The 18,743-nt window shown below is 51.5% G+C and carries 20 protein-coding genes and 2 pseudogenes; 4 read left to right on the plus strand and 18 right to left on the minus strand.

Features of this window, described 5'->3' with window-relative positions; genetic code table 11:
* Positions 1 to 44: 44 nt before the first annotated feature.
* The 16 genes and pseudogenes from traA to mobH all read right to left on the minus strand — a co-directional run bounded on the left by traA (position 45) and on the right by mobH (position 13,610).
* On the minus strand, positions 45 to 428 hold the full coding sequence (traA, locus tag L2744_RS03935; RefSeq protein WP_024126917.1) for a TraA family conjugative transfer protein: 384 nt from the start codon (positions 426 to 428) through the stop codon (positions 45 to 47).
* Between the two features lie 12 nt (positions 429 to 440).
* Positions 441 to 1,019, minus strand: a complete 579-nt coding sequence (gene traV, locus L2744_RS03940; RefSeq protein WP_000793435.1) for a type IV conjugative transfer system lipoprotein TraV — start codon at positions 1,017 to 1,019, stop codon at positions 441 to 443.
* Positions 1,016 to 2,329 (minus strand): TraB/VirB10 family protein, encoded by a 1,314-nt coding sequence (locus L2744_RS03945; protein ID WP_024131605.1) that lies wholly within the window; start codon positions 2,327 to 2,329, stop codon positions 1,016 to 1,018. The genes traV and L2744_RS03945 overlap by 4 nt, the downstream gene beginning before the upstream one ends.
* A complete protein-coding gene (locus tag L2744_RS03950; RefSeq protein ID WP_000794249.1) occupies positions 2,329 to 3,246 on the minus strand; it encodes a type-F conjugative transfer system secretin TraK in 918 nt (305 codons plus the stop codon). Before L2744_RS03950 ends, L2744_RS03945 begins: the two co-directional genes overlap by 1 nt.
* Positions 3,230 to 3,856, minus strand: a complete 627-nt coding sequence (locus L2744_RS03955) for a TraE/TraK family type IV conjugative transfer system protein (protein WP_001049716.1) — start codon at positions 3,854 to 3,856, stop codon at positions 3,230 to 3,232. The genes L2744_RS03950 and L2744_RS03955 overlap by 17 nt, the downstream gene beginning before the upstream one ends.
* Positions 3,853 to 4,134 (minus strand): type IV conjugative transfer system protein TraL, encoded by a 282-nt coding sequence (gene traL / locus L2744_RS03960; RefSeq protein WP_000805625.1) that lies wholly within the window; start codon positions 4,132 to 4,134, stop codon positions 3,853 to 3,855. Before traL ends, L2744_RS03955 begins: the two co-directional genes overlap by 4 nt.
* 144 nt (positions 4,135 to 4,278) lie before the next feature.
* Positions 4,279 to 4,644, minus strand: coding sequence for a hypothetical protein (locus L2744_RS03965; RefSeq protein WP_001052531.1), 366 nt, complete (start codon positions 4,642 to 4,644; stop codon positions 4,279 to 4,281).
* An 11-nt stretch (positions 4,645 to 4,655) separates the two neighbouring features.
* Positions 4,656 to 4,799: a hypothetical protein gene (locus tag L2744_RS03970; protein ID WP_001275801.1), complete on the minus strand. Its 144-nt coding sequence runs from the start codon at positions 4,797 to 4,799 to the stop codon at positions 4,656 to 4,658.
* 180 nt (positions 4,800 to 4,979) lie between these two features.
* On the minus strand, positions 4,980 to 5,642 hold the full coding sequence (locus L2744_RS03975) for a hypothetical protein (RefSeq protein ID WP_161647205.1): 663 nt from the start codon (positions 5,640 to 5,642) through the stop codon (positions 4,980 to 4,982).
* A complete protein-coding gene (locus tag L2744_RS03980; RefSeq protein ID WP_151819904.1) occupies positions 5,642 to 6,019 on the minus strand; it encodes a hypothetical protein in 378 nt (125 codons plus the stop codon). Before L2744_RS03980 ends, L2744_RS03975 begins: the two co-directional genes overlap by 1 nt.
* 9 nt (positions 6,020 to 6,028) lie before the next feature.
* Positions 6,029 to 6,475, minus strand: a complete 447-nt coding sequence (locus L2744_RS03985) for a hypothetical protein (protein WP_151819903.1) — start codon at positions 6,473 to 6,475, stop codon at positions 6,029 to 6,031.
* Between the two features lie 9 nt (positions 6,476 to 6,484).
* On the minus strand, positions 6,485 to 7,114 hold the full coding sequence (locus L2744_RS03990) for an IncC plasmid conjugative DNA transfer DtrJ family protein (RefSeq protein ID WP_000743450.1): 630 nt from the start codon (positions 7,112 to 7,114) through the stop codon (positions 6,485 to 6,487).
* Positions 7,071 to 7,616, minus strand: coding sequence for a hypothetical protein (locus tag L2744_RS03995; RefSeq protein ID WP_227549712.1), 546 nt, complete (start codon positions 7,614 to 7,616; stop codon positions 7,071 to 7,073). The genes L2744_RS03990 and L2744_RS03995 overlap by 44 nt, the downstream gene beginning before the upstream one ends.
* A gap of 49 nt (positions 7,617 to 7,665) precedes the next feature.
* A pseudogene (gene traD, locus L2744_RS21705) lies at positions 7,666 to 8,976 on the minus strand (conjugative transfer system coupling protein TraD); the annotation flags it as partial.
* Between the two features lie 258 nt (positions 8,977 to 9,234).
* Positions 9,235 to 10,638: pseudogene (locus L2744_RS21710) on the minus strand (LAGLIDADG family homing endonuclease); the annotation flags it as partial.
* The gene (mobH, locus tag L2744_RS04010) at positions 10,635 to 13,610 is read right to left on the minus strand and encodes a MobH family relaxase (protein WP_248990714.1); all 2,976 of its coding nucleotides are present in this window, start codon (positions 13,608 to 13,610) and stop codon (positions 10,635 to 10,637) included. The pseudogene L2744_RS21710 and the gene mobH, both read right to left, overlap by 4 nt.
* 167 nt (positions 13,611 to 13,777) lie before the next feature.
* Here mobH and L2744_RS04015 point away from each other — a divergent pair, with 167 nt between their 5' ends.
* From L2744_RS04015 to L2744_RS04030, 4 genes are read left to right on the plus strand one after another with little or no spacing between them, the layout of a single operon-like run.
* Positions 13,778 to 14,395, plus strand: coding sequence for a hypothetical protein (locus tag L2744_RS04015; protein WP_161647202.1), 618 nt, complete (start codon positions 13,778 to 13,780; stop codon positions 14,393 to 14,395).
* Positions 14,377 to 14,610 carry a hypothetical protein gene (locus tag L2744_RS04020; protein ID WP_001191892.1) on the plus strand — a complete coding sequence of 78 codons (234 nt, stop codon included), beginning with the start codon at positions 14,377 to 14,379 and terminating at the stop codon, positions 14,608 to 14,610. The genes L2744_RS04015 and L2744_RS04020 overlap by 19 nt, the downstream gene beginning before the upstream one ends.
* A complete protein-coding gene (locus L2744_RS04025; RefSeq protein ID WP_024126915.1) occupies positions 14,610 to 16,802 on the plus strand; it encodes a DNA topoisomerase III in 2,193 nt (730 codons plus the stop codon). Before L2744_RS04020 ends, L2744_RS04025 begins: the two co-directional genes overlap by 1 nt.
* A 14-nt stretch (positions 16,803 to 16,816) precedes the next feature.
* Positions 16,817 to 17,305, plus strand: coding sequence for a hypothetical protein (locus L2744_RS04030; protein ID WP_248990715.1), 489 nt, complete (start codon positions 16,817 to 16,819; stop codon positions 17,303 to 17,305).
* A gap of 28 nt (positions 17,306 to 17,333) precedes the next feature.
* Here L2744_RS04030 and L2744_RS04035 read toward each other — a convergent pair whose 3' ends face one another.
* Both L2744_RS04035 and L2744_RS04040 read right to left on the minus strand, forming a co-directional pair.
* Complete coding sequence (locus L2744_RS04035; RefSeq protein WP_151819897.1) at positions 17,334 to 18,101, minus strand: hypothetical protein; 768 nt, start codon at positions 18,099 to 18,101, stop codon at positions 17,334 to 17,336.
* A 106-nt stretch (positions 18,102 to 18,207) separates the two neighbouring features.
* Entirely contained in the window at positions 18,208 to 18,492 is a 285-nt protein-coding gene (locus L2744_RS04040; RefSeq protein WP_227549711.1) for an ASCH domain-containing protein, read from the minus strand.
* Positions 18,493 to 18,743 lie beyond the last annotated feature (251 nt).

Genomic DNA, 18,743 nt, shown 5'->3' on the forward strand with positions numbered 1-18,743 from the left:
TTTAGGCTGCCCCTATCACCCGTTGATTAACGGCAAGGTGTCTTTTACACCCCCAGGCCATTGCTGAGTTGCACAACAGCCGGGATGACCTTCTCTGCATGTTCCAGAGTAGCAGACATGATGGATTCCACTACGGTCGGGGAGTTGTACAGGCCCATACCGCCACCGATACCCATAGCGAAAGCCATGAGGCTCTGGCGAGCGATACCACCAACAACACCGACCAGGATCATCGCACCCGCAACGATTCGACCCAAAGTACCTTGGGTCCAATCCTTGAGAGTTACCCATACGTCGTCAAACGCTGTACCACCAGTACCAGCGTGGGCCTGATCCGGCACGAGCAGGAAGGCTACCGCCATCAACCCCAGGAAGAGGAAGAGTGCGTTGTTTTTACTTGAGGCATTCGCCAACTGATTTGCGTTCATCAAGAACATCTCCTATTTGGTTGTTTCAGACTTCGGTTCGTGTTGTACCGTTTGCAGCGGTCTCAAAACTGGCTCACTTTGCGGTGTGCCATCCCCAATCACCCACCTGCGCGGTTCGATTTCGGTATAGACATACCCTGTCACGATGAGATCACCATTGGTGTCCTCCCAGGGAGCTACCCAAATCCGCATAACCTGTGCTGGTGTACGAATTGGAATCGGGCGATCCGGAAGACGCGGTGCGACATAGTTGTCAATCACCGGGTCTCCGGAGCTAGATGAGTTCGCTGAAACGTTTGAGGAACCTTCGCCATCCGCTTCCGCTTTGGCCTCGACTTCCTCTGGTTTCATTGGGCGCGGGACATTTCCGTCATTGGTTGCGGCGTAAACGTCTCGCGCTGACATACACTGAACACCATTCGGCATTCCCGGACAGCTATACTCATCCTTGCCGATGTTGAACGTCGAACAGCCCGACAAAATAAGTAGCGCTGCACCCACCCCCAACATCTTTGCGGATCTTACTGCCTGTTCCTTTTGAGCCTCGCCTCTGGAACTGCCCTTTCTGGTCAAAATGTTCAAATTTTTCATTTCTTGGTTCCCCCGGTGGAACGAATTTGTAGCTTGGTTCCTTTGGTCACGATGATGTCTACCTGACGGCCAGCATCGACCTCGATAACGGGGAAGATGCCTTCGGCCATGTCGATATAGAACTGAGCGATGCGATCTAGCGCCTTACTGGCCCCCTTCACTGCTGCTCCCTGCAACATCTGGTCGGAGAACACAGACTGGTACTGGGTATTTGAGCCAGGGTTAGTGCTGACGACCGGCACAGGATTGACGTCAAAGGCTTCGGAAACGCCACCAAGGAAGCCTGCCATCAAGCTCTTGGCGATGATTTGCCCCTGCTTCGATACGACGCGACCACGGACACCGGCCTTACCGTCTTCACCCACTGCATAGGAATCCAGCTTCGCTTCTATGACCCCCCCATCATCCCGAACGCACGAGAAGGTCTCGCCACGCAGGTACGCTCGCTCTGAACTGAGATCTCCATAGCCTGAAACAATCAGGAAGCACTCACGAACATCCGCACGGAAGCGGTTAGGCAAAATAGCCTCTTTCTGAATCCTGAGGGTCGAAGGGAACGGATCTCGACGAGCACCTTGAGATGTTGGTGCGTCCATACCGTTGATGAGCACCCCTGTCAGGATGGAGCCAGAAGGTAGGTAGATAGACTCATCATCCTTGTTGTCCTTCTCTTCAACTTCTGGCGCTTTCTGCGAGTAGCTCACTATTTGGATGCCTGGTTTAGTTGCATCACGACCATCTCCCTTGCCAGTTGCAGGAGCCCCACCCTTCGAGTCAGGAAGCGGTGCGTCCCGAAAAAAGGATGCTGGATCTTTGTAGTCGAGCTTTTTCTCCATGAACTGACCATCACCACCAGATGCACCATTAACATCGGCTCTGGCATCCTCTGATGAAGAGGATGTTTTTCCACCAGCAGCGCCGGTTTCGACTTTCTTAGCCAATTCCATGTTCTTCTGGGTCAGGCGGTCCAAATCTTGACGAAGGCGGGTCATCTCACGGCCAACATCACTGGATTTCCCGGCAGTGGTTTTGGTTTCCTCCAGCTCTTTCTTGACTCGTTCCAGCTCCTTTTTCAGGTCGGAGTTTTCACGAGACACCATCTTCACATCGGCAGACAACGAATCTATCCCGATCTCACGGGTGTTTTTGTCTGTGAGAACGTGCTTGATGGTTTCTTGGCGACCGCGCTTCTCTTCTTTCTTGGGTTCACCAGAGAACATTGTCACGACCGCAAAAAGAACGAAGACGCCGCCAGCGATAGACACCCAACGCTTCTTGTTGGGGTCTAACTGTGTCCAAAATCGCTTAATCATTGGGCACCTCCCAGCAGCGATGGACGCTTAGACGTTGGTGCGAGACCACGCTTCTGCTTCTTCGCCACATAGATCTCCGTCTTCTGGCCGGGCTCAAGCACGTTAAGCGGCCACGTAGTCACCGCAGCCACATCCCAGCTCCCACACAACGCCTCTTTGAACTCAATAGGCTGATCAGAGACGTTCAGGGCGACACCGATGAACACGTTAAGGTGGTGGCCCATCATGTATTGCCCCTTGCTGAAATCCACCTTTACCCCAGGATGAGCGCAGCTCGGCACCGCAGCACCAGCAGGGATGCGGTTCAACGTGTAACCTTGAGGGACTTCACCAAGAGCAATCTTGCGGAATACTGACCGGATGGTTTCGACATAAGGCTGGCTCTGTTCCCAGGTCTCAGCCTTGGTATTGGCAAAAGCACCAGTGATACCTACACCACCATCGAGCTTGAGAAAGACTTCTCTGGGCGGAATACGACGGGGAACCATCGTCAGGCTGAGAGCTTGGGCTTCCGAGCCTTTTTCAGTAATGAACATAGTCACCGGATACTGCTTATCCGTGGCGACATAGACCACATTCTCTTTGATGCAGACCTCACCACACTGGCCGTTATCCGTCGCCCCGGTCAGAGATGTTGAAACGATCTCAGGATTGCTGAAAGGCGTGACGATTCGGTTCGGATGACCAACGGCTATCGGGATGATCTGGTTAACCCCCGGCTTCATCGTCAGTAAGGGGTTTTCATTCATGCTGCCCACAACCTCATGGGAGCTTTGTCCTGACGTCACAGGGGCAGGAACATCCTTTTTCATAACACTGGCCGGGACAACAGGAATGTCATCCGAGGCATAGGCCATTGAAGTTCCAAGCGCCAAGGACAGCGCCAGGAGCGAAAGTTTAGCGTTGTTCTTCATGCTTTCTCCGGTTTTCTTCTTTGCGCTGGAGTTGCTCCAAAACAGTTTTGGTGCGTGGCTTTCCTACATAGGTGTCGATGTAGTCCAGCACGGGCGCGTAGTTTGAAATCTTGATGGCGAACTCGTAGGAGCGTTCGCTACGCTCTTCGTTAGAAGAAGCCCCTTTGACGTAGGAATATCCGTAGACAAACACCTTGTCGCTCTTGGGCTCGTACTCAACAAAACGCGGCTCAAACCGCATGGTTACGCGGTCGTTCTTGATCTGTTGAGCTTGAATTTCGATGGCATCAATCACGTCCTGATAGATGCTCGGGGAGAGAAGCGGGGTGATCCGTTCTTTCACAAAGTCAACGGTTCCTGGCGTCACATTGCCAAGGAGCTGAGCAAAAGCGAAACCCCAAGCCTCTTTATAGGACTGAGAGGCGTTATTTTTCGTCACCCAGGCTTCTTCCGTGAGCGTGAAAGGCTGGATAGTGACGATGGTTTCCTTGCTGAATACTTGGACCACCAGCAGGAAAACGATAGCAATAAGACCACCCTGGAAGATTCGTCCCCACTTATTTTCTGTTTGGGTCCCTTCCCAGGTCTTGAGATACTTTTTCAGGTTCAAGGCAAATACCTCCGGACAAACGGGTTCTTGAGAGATTTGGCCTTGGTCATGATGAACCCGGCCCAGTAGATCATGTGGAGCAGGTATCCATCCGGATGGTTATCCCTGAATCGGCGATAAAGGTTGGTCACAAGTAACCCCCCCAGAAAGCAGATCAGGGCCTTACCGATGATGACCCCTATCGTTAGCCCCAAAAGCATTGGGGCCAACTCATCTGCGCTCCACAACAGCAGATGCGGGGGCTCATCGACCCGGCGCGGTATCTTTACAGGCTTCATAGCAACCCTCTTCTTTTCCTAGTGGCCTGTATTCTCATTCAGGGTCACTGATTTTCTGCCACGGCTTCGCGCCCTTTTCGGGCACTTCCAGCGACAAATAAAAAAAGGCGGCCTAAGCCGCCTTTTTTGCGTTTACTGGATCGGTTATTGATTTTGAGGAACCGCTTCCGAATGTTTTTCCGAAGCCGCAACGCTAACTTCATTGGCTGGTCGGGCCACCCCCAGAGTTTTCACTTCCTTGTTAGCATTGGCTTTAAACTTGAACATCAGACTGTACGCCGCCAGCAGGAAGAAGCTGAGAATGCCCCAGTAGGTCTGAACCGTGCCCAGAGCCTTGGCCGGGTCACTTGCAGCTCTGTTGGCCGTATCAGCAGCCAACTTAACCCACTGACTCCAGTCAAAACCTGCCGCAAAAGCAGACAGCCAAAACGCGACGGCCACTGGAACGATGAAGATGCACATCAGCACCGCGTTCATCAAAAACCAGAAAAATTGTTTATTAAGGTTCACACTTCCTCCCATTAACCTAGAAAATTGAATGCGTGTTCCAGGTTCATCCCTGCAACAACACCTATAACGAACATCACCTGCCAGACAAGGAACTGCCAGGAGATGAATGAACCAGATGAGCTTTCGCTTTCTCTGACGTGAGCTTGTGCGGACATAGACCCTCCAAATAACTTGTCGTCATCACGGAGTAATCGTCTCTTAATTGATCAATCTAGGAACAGTGCTGTTACGGCCCATTTTGGGCACTTTATGGAGGTTTATTCGAGGAGATGATAAGAGCGGGAGGCGAAAAACTTTCACATGTGAAAGTTCAAAGCGGCCAATGGCCGCTTGTTTCACACTGTTCTATTGTAACGGAGTTCTCGATAAGCATCCCATGCTTGCTCTGATGAGACACCTCGACGACCAACATCTGTGGCGCACTCAAGGTCCATCTTGTACTGCTTAACCTTCTGGTCTGCTGTATCGCCCCAGCTCATGGCTGATGGGTACTTGGAAACACTAAACACATTTTCAAGTTCAGCCTGATAGTCGTCGTTTTGTAACAGAGGTTCGGTTTCACCATCATCCCAGCGAATGTAAGCCTTACCCTGGAGAGCCTTCAAATGCAAAGGCACCAGTAAGGTGGAAATCACTTCGTCAGCCCTGATGTCTTTGTAAGCACACCAGTGAGGTTTAACGGTGATCACACCATTTACCAAAACGATGTCACACGCCAGTGTCGCTTCAACATTATCGTTAACATCCTGCCGAGCGTAGATCTCCACGAAACCAACCTGCTCTGGAACAACCTTGTCGATGAAGCTCCAAAAGCTGGGGTACGACGTTCCATCGCTGAGCGTCAACTGACCGTCATGCTCTTTCAGCATACGGTTCAGTTGTGCAGTGAAGAACTCTGCCGACACTTTTCTTGCCAATGGTTCCATATCACTCAGTCGTAGAGTGGCTCCTCCACTCCCCTCATACACCTCTCCAAAAAAGAAATCTCTCTTACGCATTAGACTTTGCCTCCTTTAATCGCTTGCTGGGTCAGCTTGATCCAGTTCAACGGGTTTTCACAGTCAACATGGTTGCCAGCGGCACCAACTACCGTTTTGTATGCCTCCGAGCCTGCCGCTGTGTGTACTGCCAGCATAAACGAAAACATAGGGTCATTTTGCATGGTGCCAATCATCATTGCACTGGAAGTGTCTTTGAGCTGGCAGTTTTCAACCCGCAGATTGAGTACATCTTTTGCCACCATCTTACAGTCGGGACACACCTTCTCAAGGTTCTTGAGCTTTGCGTCGTCATTGAGCACATCAGGAGCCGCGATGGCAGTACCGGCCATACACAGCCCCAGTGCCAGCAGTTGGAGTCTATTAGTTACTTTCATGGTTCCTCTCTATATCGTTCCAATTTCGTTTCGGTAAAAGAACAGTGGCCCAGTGACTGTTCTGAGTTCCGGCGTTACTTGCTTTACTCTTGAGCAAATATGCTGCTTGAAAAAGTTGTGGTATCCGTACAACGCTGGGCGAGTAAATACGGAAAAGATAATGAGGGTGATGGCCGCACCAGCGGCCCACCCGATCACGTCCGGAGAGATAAGTCCTGACACGTCTGAGATACGTTCTGGTTCAACCAAGCGGCACACCACCAGCACCCAGAACCACATTACCGGCATCACAAAGATCATCTTTCCGATGCAAGCAATGAGCACCTTCACCAAATTCAAGCTCTGCGCCCAGTAAAGCCACAACGCAGACAAGGATTGGCGACGTATCACCTGGTAGACGTTCAATGGGATGTCGCACAGATGCACCCCATCTTGATTTATAACGGAGTAGCTCATCCTCCCTCCCTATACCCGTTTCTGGAGGTTGCCGAACGTCAGGCCAACCAGGACACAGCACGTCATCATTGTCATCGGGATGACAACCGGATCGAGCGCTATGGGGATGAAGAACGCGATGAACAATCCGGCCATCAGGTACATCGTTCCGCGAACGCTATAACGATGGAGAACCGGACTCGCATAATCGAAGTTGGTCCGCTTAATTCGCCATGTCATCATCCCGTCATATACCGCAGGTACGAACAGGATCAGCATATAGGGAGCCCACGCGGCTAACAGCGCCAACCGTGTGTAGAACTGGTAAATGACGTTGACAAAGGCTTCCATGCGGCCTTTGACCCACACAAACCAGCCCTTGCCCATATCCTGCATCCCCTTGGACTTCTGGCGCTCCTCTTCTGATGGGATCAGCGTTTGGTACATCCCCTCATAGAAGCCTGAATCAATAACGCTCGACCTGAACCAGGTAGATGCTTTGTTCTGTATCCAGTCTCTTGCTTCGACACCAAGACTCTGTTCCACCAGCACGGATTCCCTTTTGATGGCTCTGTCTGTCCAGTCGCCAGGGATCAGCAGCAATATTGCCAGCAACTCAATAACCAGCAGCCATGCGACCAGCAACCACGGCTTCTTCATAGTCGGTTCTCCTTAAAACAGTTTTCACGCTCTCACAGGTGATGAGCTCATACAGCAAGCCACGCAAAGAGGTCTCATCCTCATGGGGCTGCGGGTTAGTGGATAGTTCTCCTGGATGGGAAGAAAGCCACAGTGAGAACGACTCTCCTGAATCGACAGACCATGAATCACCGCCACTATCGACAATTTGCACTTCCAACGCCCGGCAGGTTTCGGTGATCAGGGTTTCCAGAAATGCCCCAATTCTGGCCGGGTCTTCATATTTCTCTCTCTGCTCATGAAACACGAGCTGGCTGTAGCGATGCAGAGCTTCTTCAATGATCGGGTAAATCACAGGCTCCTGATTAGCCTTAATCCCGTCTGTGATGTAGCAGCTCAGCTTCTCGATGATGGCCTCCGATGCAGGCCAGTCGAATTGGAGGATGCTCAGGATGTGAGCGTTCTTGCGGCCACGACTTTTCAATTCATTCATAACCCTGTCGAAAGGGTTCACATCGACCATGATGGCTACCTCGTAATCTCTATACTTCTTGTCACACATAGCTCTGCTCTTACTGGGTCAATATGGGCAGACGGCCTTTTACGATTGTTCCGCCTGAAATTTTGGCTATGTATTCCAGGTTCGGAAGCATTCCCAATAACTGGGCTGGGAACAGATCAGCTTCCTCCTCCATCAAACGCTCGCCTTGGTTGCCTCCGTGCATAATGGGCTCCTTGCCATCCGAGTTCTGGCCTTGAGTCCGCATGACGTACTTGAGCCGGGTCTTCGGCAGGTTATCCGCGATATACTCCTGGGTTTCACCATCGACGATACGCAGAGCAAACGTGTTGTTGATGTTCCCCAACACCTGGAGCGCTTTGTCTTTGCTACCCAGTCGAGCTGCGAAGTCAGCAAAAGTCTGAGTTGCAACGAAAAGACGAAGTTTCGCACCGCGACCTTTGTTCAGGAGCTGGATGAACGGGTCGTTGATCACCTCGGCAGCCTCATCGACAAAGATATTTACGGGTCTGTTGTTGACGCCGTAGTTGTATCTGTCACCGGCAACCGCTGTCAGGTCTGACAGGAAGATGGACCCCATAGCACTACCAACCATGTTGTCGGTCAGGGAGTCGAGCCCCAGATAAGCAACTTGAGCGTTGTTGATGATTTTTGCGGAATCGGTGATCTGGCGTTCGTCGCTCAGATCAGATGAGTCTGGAGACAGCAGAGGGCCTAGCTCCCCGGACGTCAGCATATTCATGATCGGCAGGAGGTTCGCCACCATCTTGGAGAAGTGGGTTTGGTCGTGCTGGAACATCGACAGCAAGCCTTCCAGGTCAGAGTTCGGGTGCTCAGGTTGGATGATGTCGTAGTAGAACTTCATCAACGCGAAAGCGATCTTCTCACGCGAACCGTTTTTGACTTTTTCCAAGTAAGCCGCTGCTTCTGCCTCCCAGTCGGGCATAACTCGCTCTGAGTAAGCCTGAACGGCCTTGATGACCAAGCCAGCAGCGCCACCTTCAAGGAATCGGCGGAGCTTTGTCAGGTTGGGACGATCATGAGTGATGACCAAGCCCTGAGCGATGTTGTTCAGTGCCTGCCAACCAAATGACTTGAACGGGTCCGCCCCTGCTTCGGATGGGATCAGTGCGGCCAAACGACTTGCGATTTCAGTCACGCGGGTGAAGTTACGCAGAGGGTCGATACGCACCGACTCTTCCGGGAATGCTGGATGAAATGAGACGAATCTTTCCGGCTGCCCCATAGCTTCACAAGCACGTCGGGCATTGTCCCGCATCTCCTTATCCCCTTTCGGGTCTATGATGATCACGGCTTCCCCACGCAGAATGGCCTGTGAAATCAGGATGTCGAACATACGGGTATTGTGAGTTACAACGTAATTGTCCGTTATGTACAAATGCTCAGGATGGTCAATATAAATACATTGAGCTAAATCCCACCTCACTTCTTCCACTGACGTTATCTTTAGCTTCAAACTATCTTTGTATTGGTACTCTTTACTTACTCTTACCTTTTTGCGATTCAGCTTGAAAAACATCTCCCTATTTGAATGTCTAATGTTTACCTTGTAAGCTGGGCGACCTTGCATTTTTTCGCCGGAAGGCGTCTTGTAGAGCTTTTTAGTTTCTTTGATTGAAGCAATACCCCCTAGTGACCAGACCATCTCTTGTACATCTTTTGCCAACTGATGGCTGGTTGATATGAAAGACAGGCTGCCCCCTTTGTCTACCGTTCCATCAGTATCCATTAGGCCAGCAATAATTTCCCAACGCTGTTTAATTGAAGCGTTCTTATAAATATCAGGGACGTGTTTTTCCCATGATCTTTGTCCTTCAAGGCCAAGCTCTATCACGGCCTGTCTAACTGGATTACGCGAATAAACGCCGCCCTCTCTGCGACCGCCGCCAGCTCGGCCTTCCTTCATTGTGATGGCGTAGTCGTAATCAGATCCAGGAACAGAGACCAGTTCAACCTCATGAGGAACTTGTTTCCTCAGGGCTTCAATGATCTCCTCATCTTGGCTGGAAAAGGTTATCCGGTTTCCTTTTCCGATAAGTCCATCACCCAGTAAACAGCCAAGAAGATATGGCTCAAGCGGCAATACCGCTTCTGGTTTTTCTACCGGCGCTGGTAGAGGCAATTTGAAATCACCTTGGTTTGATTCAAGAAGACCTTGAATTTCCATCGTGGATATAACGCGGGGTTTCGCTTGTCCTGCTCTCGATTGACCTTTTTTGTATTTCCCCCGCCAATGTTTGTGATGCACCTCCCAGAGATGTTCGCCACACGCCTCAACGCTTCTCCCATCGGAAAAGCTAATCTTAAAAATCGCTTTCTTGGGTTGTGGATAAACTCCTAGAACTTTGGCAACCTTACCGTCAGGTGTGGACACTACATCGCCCACAACAATATCTCCCATCCGTCTCCAGCCAATAGGCGTATGGACAAGCGAATCAAGTGGCTGCGCCTTACCCGAGCCGGTGGTCCCAACGATCAGCGAATGCCCCTCGGTGTGTTTGAGTGGCTGCATCAGCTTCTCTTCTTTGGGCTCTACCCCGTGAATCCAGGGCTGGCCGATTGGAAGCTCCTTTTTCTTACCCTGTATCTTCCGGACAACCTTTTTGACCGTGGACTCTCTCCCTACGATGGAAGTCCAGTCGCGTTTCAGGATCTCAAACACGCGCTGGGCATGGCGGTTTTCCCACAGGAACCCACTACCAAGCCACATATCGTCCGGCGTGTCCTTGATGTACTTTTGGAGCTCCGCAATGGAAATAAACTCCAGATCACGCCCCTTCAAATGCTTTTGGAGCAGGTGAAGTTTGATAGCCTTGGGCAAACGAGCCATCGCCATCACGCCACAGATCCCCGTCATCCAATAGAAGGGCTCCGGAGGCATCGTGCTGACTTGCTCTACGGCCAAAGCCGCGCCGGAGGCGGCAAGCCAGCCTGCTACAGCATTTTTTTCATAGTTGGGCCGCCACGGCATCTCGTAGGCGAGCGGGTTATAACTCATTGTCATGTTTCATTTACCTCTAAATACAATTTTCCCTGACGTTTCTTGAGCAAAGGCCGTCTCTGTGCCCGGCTCAGCATCCCGCAGAGGATGTGTTTGCTGATGCCGATGTTTTCACCGGCAATCATGTCGAAGGCTTTGTCACTGGTTACTAAGCAGCCATCCTCTTCCAGGACAGGTGTCACGAGCCATCGGCCCGAGCGTTTTTGGATCATGTCCTTGAGCATCTGGAGCGCTTTCTGAGGGGTGACACCAGACGGCAAGAAATCTTCCGCATTGATGTCTTTCGGGTTTGTTTTCGCCTTAGGCGGCTCAAACTCCCTAACCTCTGGCTCTTCCCTTTCTCGCACCTCGACGTGTCCCAACTCCTTCTCACGCTCAACTTTGGGCTCAGGAGCCACTGGTTGAGCCTCCCGCTTAGGAAGGCGAGCCACGTTCTGTTTTTCTTGGACCGGCTTGCGCTGCTGCTCTTCAACCGGAGAAGTAACATCGACCTTCTTCTCCTTCGGCTGTGGCTGGGAGTCCTTACCTTTCGCCTTTTGTTCAGGCGAGGCTTTACCGGCATTAACCTCAGGCTTCTGCTGCTGCGCCTTTTTTCGGCTTTGTTGTTTCGGTGCAGACTTATTTTTGCTTGCATCCAAGCCAGGGGGAGAGACGAGCTCAAAGGCATCCTGGTATCCACCCATTGACGCCTCGGCATCCTTAATGGCCGCCACGACTGCATCTGAAAGCTGCTCCGCCAGTACAATTGCCTTCACTCCGCTGAAATCACGAACTTTGCGACCTGGCATAATCGGGTCCGGAACAATCGCGTTGGCGTGGGACAGCTTCGAGAGAACCTCTGACGGCGCACCCAGCGACCGAGCGCCATCCGGGTACAAAATGACGGCTTGCCCCTTCATCAGGCATAGGACTTCGCCCAGCGTCGTTTTACCTTCCAAAACAGGCATGATCGCTTGTTCAAGCAACGCCGATGCTTCCCCGTATCCAGACAACATCTCAACGAGCAAGGTCTTTGCGTCCTTCTCATGCTGATTAACGTTGTCCGTATGCGGCATTTCTGGCGTGTGCGTTGGTTGTTCTGGTGCGTCAGTCAGCATAGGGAGCGGCTCAATCGCCCATGATGGCGGTTCATCAGAACCACCGAACATTGGAAAGTCATCGCCCTGCAGGGAGTTTTGTTCTTGTGGAACGAAGTCCTGTTTTGGCTGCTCCTCTTGCTTTCCGGGCATTGCCACATCTGGGATTTCTGAGTTTGTTGCGTCAGTGCTGGTTGTCTCTGCCGATGCGTTGAATGCGTCAAACGGGAAGTCGATGTCCCCCAGTCCACCCCCAACATCCTTGAGTGCTTGTAACGGATTGTCGTTTGCCAAAGGTGGTGCGTTTTTGGCAATGTCCTGAGGGGACAGATCCTCTTTTGCCTCTGGTTTATGGGGTTGTTTCTCCGTATCACTCTTCGGTTTTGCTTTGCCCGGTTTGCTCTGCGGCTTACCCTTCTTGCCAGCGTCAGGCTTAGATGATTCCGTTGGTCCCGCATCTTTTTGCTCTGGCTCCTCCTCGACAGCATCGGAGGTGCTTTTCAGCATCTCCATCGCATCACCAAAGCCAAGGCCAGCTAGAGCTTTCTCTGCTTCCTGCTCTGCGGCCAACATGTCATCGTTCAGAGCTGCTTCACCTTCCTCTTGGTCGTCACCGTCATCGGCTTCCTCAGGATCAACGAACTCAATCTCAGCGTCCTCAACATCACCAACAACTTCCGCAGCAACAGCCGCAGGAGGCTCAGTCGTAAACACCAGGTCGTTTGATTCGAGTCGGAGCATCAAGATCTTCACCGAACCCGCCTCCTGGAGCATCTCAGGCAAAACTTCCCAGTAGCGGTAGTACGCACGTTCACCCTTCTCCTGCACCGTGTTTGGTACAGCAAAACCACGTTCGATGAGAATGTCGGCCAGTGTGTCAGGGTCTCGTGGGATACCGGGGATCTTGTCGTGGCTGATCAAGTCATAAAGGTCCCCAAGCTGTTTCCAGGCAATGAATACACCTTGGTTGAGGTGCCAGACTTTCGCGCCTGGCTCATTGACCTTCCATTTTCCGGTTTTAACTAGGCGGCGGATGGCATCGAACACGTAACGCTCGACGGGCACACCATAGGAGAACTCGTCCACATCGAGACGACTCTGGCGAAGGTCCCGTGAGACGCTCTCTTGGTCAGCGCGAAGCATCAGCTTGGTCACAGGCTGATTGACGCTGGTTCCTGAGATAGCTTCCAGCATCGCTTCCATGATGGACGGGCCAGACTTGGACAGAAACTCCCGAGTCTCAGCCGGAATAATTCGATCCACCGCCAGCAGCGAGAATTGCTCATGTCTTTTGTGTCGCTTGTCGCGCCACCGGATAAAGTAACGGTCGATTTCGTGACGGTGTGCCCAGTCATGAAGTGACTCCGAATACGGGTTCCATGTGATTGACCCGTCTTTGTCCGTAATGGACACATCCGAGAGCGGTTTACCCACATCATGCAGCAGCCCAGAGAAACAGCTCGCCAGTCTCCAACGCGGCTCATTGTCACGGCGTTCCCGAGGCGTCCCCTCGATGGAAAAGATAACTGACTCAGATGCCTGAGCTGCCCAGAAGGCCACTTCAAGCCCATGTCGGAACAGACCACCAGCGCCACGGTGGTGGTGTGATTCGGAAGCTGGCAACAGGTGAACAAACGCGGCATACCGCTGGATCACCGGCAAAACAAGCCGGTTGAAGTCGTCCACAGTGAAACCGAGAGAGTTCCGCACTTTCTCAATCAGTTCAGCTTGGGTTGCCAGTATCTTGTCTAGTGGGGCCACTGGCAGGCCCTTGGCAAAAGGTGGGTATCGAGGGATTTCTTCATCTTCCACGTCTTTAAGCGGCAACACTCTGGCGCTCGGCGCGGTCTCGATCACTCCACTTCGCCCACCAAATAACTTGTTAAGGGCTTTCAGCATGTAGGTTGACCATATTCCTATCGTATTTCTCGTCGCTACATGCTCTCAAAACACCTTTAGATCGCACACACGCCTATCTGTCCAATTTGGGCAGTTTGAGAAACCAGCTTTCCATCCCCCCCCTTTTAGAATGGGCTCATCGACAATTTTTGATGAGGAACGACACGATGAGACAACTGATAGCAATTCTGGGAGTGGCAATTCTGGCCGGGTGTGCCTCTAACGCCCCCGAGCAAAAGCCTCAGCCCCAGACTGCCCCTGCCGAAAATGACAAACCTGCCCGAGTTAGCCGGGAACTGTCGATGGCATGGGACAACATGGGGCGCGGTGGTGCTGCATTACGTCAACCTGGTTATATCCATGTGCTGGGCGACGGTAATGTCAGCGCAACGATGAACAAGCTCAAAGATGACTCCGCTGGTTCAGATAAAACTCCAGCAGGGATCAAGCAGCACGGGGATGTGAACGAAGCCATCAATACCTTCAAGTCCATGAATAAAGGCAAAGGCTACTCGCTGTACGAGTTGTCACGCTGGGAACGCTATTGCGATGGCGGCAAAGGTATGGACGAGCACGATTGGCGCTTTGTGGAAGCCGAGGGGACTACAAACATCCCCAAGGATGTTGTAACCGGCTGCATACCACCTACCCACACCTATCAAGATTATCTGAATGCCTGGACGCACTTTTGCACCAGCCAGGCTGTAACTGACGCAGATCGCCGCATTGTGCGCGAGTCCGTGCGTCCCTATTCAGTGGTGAACCCATGCAAAGCTCTGAAATAAGAAACCAGACAGAGCCAAGCCGTAAGGCTGAGCTCTTCGACGCTTTATCAATCATGCTCCAGGAGGCCGGTTCGAGGGGTAATTCCCGCGAAGCGGCCTATGTCATTTCTGGAGTCCTCGAAAACCTCTCCAGAGACTACCCCGAAGTCAAAGGTCTGGCCCAAAGCTGGGCTGAGCTGGCGAATCTGGAATCAAAGATGAGAGGAGCTGCTTAATGGACCTTTATATCTGCGAGAAGCCTTCTCAGGCCAAAGATTTGGCTGGCGTAATGAAGGCCTCCCAACGAGGTGATGGATTTCTCCATGATGGAGGAAACCGCGTTATTACGTGGGCGTTCGGCCACCTGCTGGAATTGTATATGCCAGACGATTATGACGAACGCTACAAGTCATGGTCACTGGAGACCCTCCCTATTGCACCAGAGTCATGGCGGTACAACGTTCGCAAGAGTGCGTTCAAACAGTACAAAATTGTTGAGGGACTGGTCAAAAAGGCGAGCACCATCTACATCTCAACGGACTACGACCGAGAAGGTGAGGCTATCGCCCGTTCGCTTCTGGATCGATTCCGCTACTCTGGCCCTATTCGCCGGGTTTGTTTGACGGCTCTCGATGAGTCAAGCATCAAGAAAGCGCTGAACAACGTAAAGGATGGCAAGGATACGGTCTCACTCTACTACGCCGCATTGGCACGGCAACGCGCTGACTGGTTGGTAGGCATGAACGTGAGCCGCCTCTACACAGTGCTGGCCCGAGATGTCGGCTTCAACCACACTCTTCACGTTGGCAGGGTTATCACCCCAACCGTCGCTCTTGTTTGTCAACGGGACCGAGAGATCGCCGGTTTCACCCCCTCACCATACTGGACTCTGGGTGTGAACGTGTCCGTACAGAATGGACAGTTTGCCGCCCAATGGATACCACCAGAAGAGTGCAGTGACGAGCAAGGCCGGTGCGTCAATAAGGCCTATGCCGAGCAGGTAGCCTCCCAGGTCAATGGTGCCAATGCTGTTATCAGCAAAGCAGAAACCAAACCAGGTAAAGAGTCAGCCCCCCTCCCCTTCGATCTAACGTCGCTACAACAATACGCAAGCAAACGATGGGGATACACCGCTCAGCAGGTACTGGATGCAGCTCAAGCTCTGTACGAGACGCACAAAGCGACCACCTACCCTCGTACTGATAGTCGTTATCTACCCGAGAGCCAAAAGGAAGACATTCCGGACATTCTCCAGGCGCTCATTTTGTCCGATCAGAACGTCTCTGGGCTGGTGGCTGGCGCAGATCCTCATCGCAAGGCCAGGGTATTCAATGACGCCAAAGTGACCGCGCACCACGCGATCATTCCAACACCGGCCAGAACAGACATCAGTGCCATGTCTGAGATCGAGTTCAATCTTTACGACGCCATCCGTCGTTTCTACATCGCGCAGTTCTACAGCGAGTTCGAGTTCACCAAAACCTCCATCGAGGTGCAGTGTGGGCGTCACCTCTTTGCGGCCTCTGGTAAGACACCTGCCAAACAAGGCTGGAAGGTATTGTTTGCTTCTGATAGTGAAAGCAGTCCCAAGGACGAGGGGGAAGACACCGACGCGCCGGTTGAACAAGAGAAGCTCCCCAGGGTTAGCCAGGGCGAACCCGCTTTGCTTAATGGTGCCGAGCTGGCAAACAAAATGACGCGGCCAGCACCGCACTTCACCGAAGCCACATTGCTTGCCGCGATGGAGAACATTGCCCGGTTCGTGACTGAGGAGAAGTTCAAGCAAATTCTCAAAGACACAGCCGGTTTAGGCACTCCAGCAACACGCGCAAGCATCATCCAGGGCGCTGTTGATAAAGGCTACTTCAAACGTCAGAAAAAGGTACTGCTTGCAACTGATAAGGCTCATGCGCTTATCGCAGTGCTTCCACCAGCCATCAAATCACCCGGCATGACTGCGGCTTGGGAACAGGAGCTTGAGAAAGTTGCATCCGGCTCCGGGAACATGTCTGTCTTCATGAAGCAGATTTCCTCCTGGATCTGCCAAATGGTTGAGCAGCTCAAAGTGGCCGCACCGGTTCTGACCAAAGAAGGTGGCGCGATGGCTAAAGCCTTCGAGGGCGCGAAGCCTCCTTCACACGAATGCTTCAACTGCGGTGGAGAGATGCACCGGATCAAAGGGAAGAACGGTTTTTTCTGGGGCTGCCAGAACGAGGCTTGCAAGAAGACGTTCCCAGACAACCGAGGGAAACCCGAGAAGCGTATCGCGGCTGAGGATTGTCCAGACTGCCCAGATTGCGGTAGCCCGATGCGTCTCAGGAAAGGAAAAGCACCAGGCAAGAAGCGAGCGTCTAAGTTCTGGGGCTGCACCGCCTATCCCGATTGCAAAGGCACTATGCCCTTCAAAAAATCGGACTTTATGGATTGATAGAGGAATTAAGTATGTTTGGAACAATCATTTTAACTGCGATGCTCACCACCAGCTCAGCCATTGCCGAAGATGCAGGGAAGAACATCGCCTCTGGCTTGGCGGCGGCATCCGCCAGCCAAATGGGGCAGGCCGTCATGCCAACTTTAGCTACCAGCTCGGCCATTGCAAAAAGCGCAGGTAAAGGCATGGTATCAGGTTTGGCTGCGGCGACTGCCAGCTATATTCCCCACGACGAGCTGAGCGCCACTCGAAGCTATCAAAACCCTGAGGCTGTTGATATGGCAAAAGGCCTGGGGACCTTGAAAGACGTCCCTGATTTCCTGTACGTCATTACAGACGTAAATGCCAACATGGCTGACAAATGCAAGCGCGTCTGGGAGCCTCAATCTCTGGCTTTAAGTCAATTGATTGTTGAGCTGGTGGAGCTGCGTAAGACGAACAACAAAGTCAACTACGAGCAAACACTATCCCACCTCGATTGTTCAAGTTTCAGCAAGTAATAATAACGGGGCCATCGGCCCCGGTTCTCTAATCGCACATCTTCCAGTTAATCCCCGAGTCTATGATGACAACCCCAGGTATCAACCTCTGATTTTTGTACGCCACCGGAACAAAACTGTTTACGCGAGCAATTTGTATTTGAATATTACCGTCTCGCCCAACCGTTCCTTGAGAAATGCCATAAACAGGGACCCCGTTCACATTCATACATATCCTTGCACCTCTGGATTCGATCAGTGGACGCTCTTTGTTATAGTTGCTCAACATAGACATTGCTGCTTCATTTGTTTTTTGTTGTTCATACCTAATATTACCTGCCTTCACCATCGCAACGCCTGATCTGAAATTAGCCATCTTCTCCTTTGCATATTTAATATAACTAGGATCACTAAAGTTCCACCCACGAACAAAATAAATAAACAAATCCAACTTGTTTAGTTCGCTGTTCCATTTTGTTTGGTACGAGTAGAGAACGCCATGATCTGGCGTTTCACAGGCAAACCCTATTGCCCCATCAACAATTTGGCCGCCAGCACTAAAGCAGTGTTCGGCAAATGACTTTTGTATTGAGATTTTTCGTTCCTGCTCGAAGGGTACGCTGTATCTATAAATACCCCCAGTGTCAACGCCAGAATCTGGCATTTTAAGCGGAGTTTCAACTACCTCCTTACCAAGAACATGGTAAGCAACTTCCCTTGGTGAAAGACTTGGATCTGGGTTCGTGAGAACTGTAGGGGCCTTACTGGCGCAGCCAGCGAGAACTATTGATAAGAAAGATATTTTTATGAGCTTCATCAGTGCCTCTCCTTTTGGTTATGACGCAATAATATAACCATTAAGAGGCACCGTATTCCGGTACGCCAAACTGCCCTTTTCGGTCAAATTGTTTATCCTTGGCATCTCATCGCAAGCTGAGGTGTATAGCAAAAACCTCTACTTGGTCAGGCCCAAAGTGCGGGTGCGTTATGAAAGTTCTTGAGAAGCCACGCCAGGGGCGAATTTCTATCCTGGACATATCTCCAGCCTTTGGGTAGCCACATTTAACATGGACTTCATCATAATCACGCCCTTCAAGCCTTTTTATCCAGTAGCCTGTAACGAGGCGATATTCATCTGGCTTTTCTCCAGACTTAATCTGGTCGAAGTAAATCTTTTTTACTGGCAGATGAAGTATTCTCTTTTTCATAATCACCACCTGATAGCCCATCAACGCTATCTAACTATTCGACAAAACATCCCTTTTTCAATTTCTGTCTCTCTCGCCTCATGGGCCAATACAATATCCGCGATAACACGAATATTCCCTTCATAGTTGCGAATGGCCGCGGCTTTGTTGCTTAATTCAGAGAGAAGCCATGCCTACCCCATCGTGCTTAATTCTTAAACGATATACTGAGTTTCAGGCATACCAAGCCCTGTAAGCTTGTTCAGCGCTTT

This window comes from Shewanella profunda (assembly GCF_023283765.1).
GTDB classification, from domain to species: Bacteria; Pseudomonadota; Gammaproteobacteria; order Enterobacterales; family Shewanellaceae; genus Shewanella; species Shewanella profunda.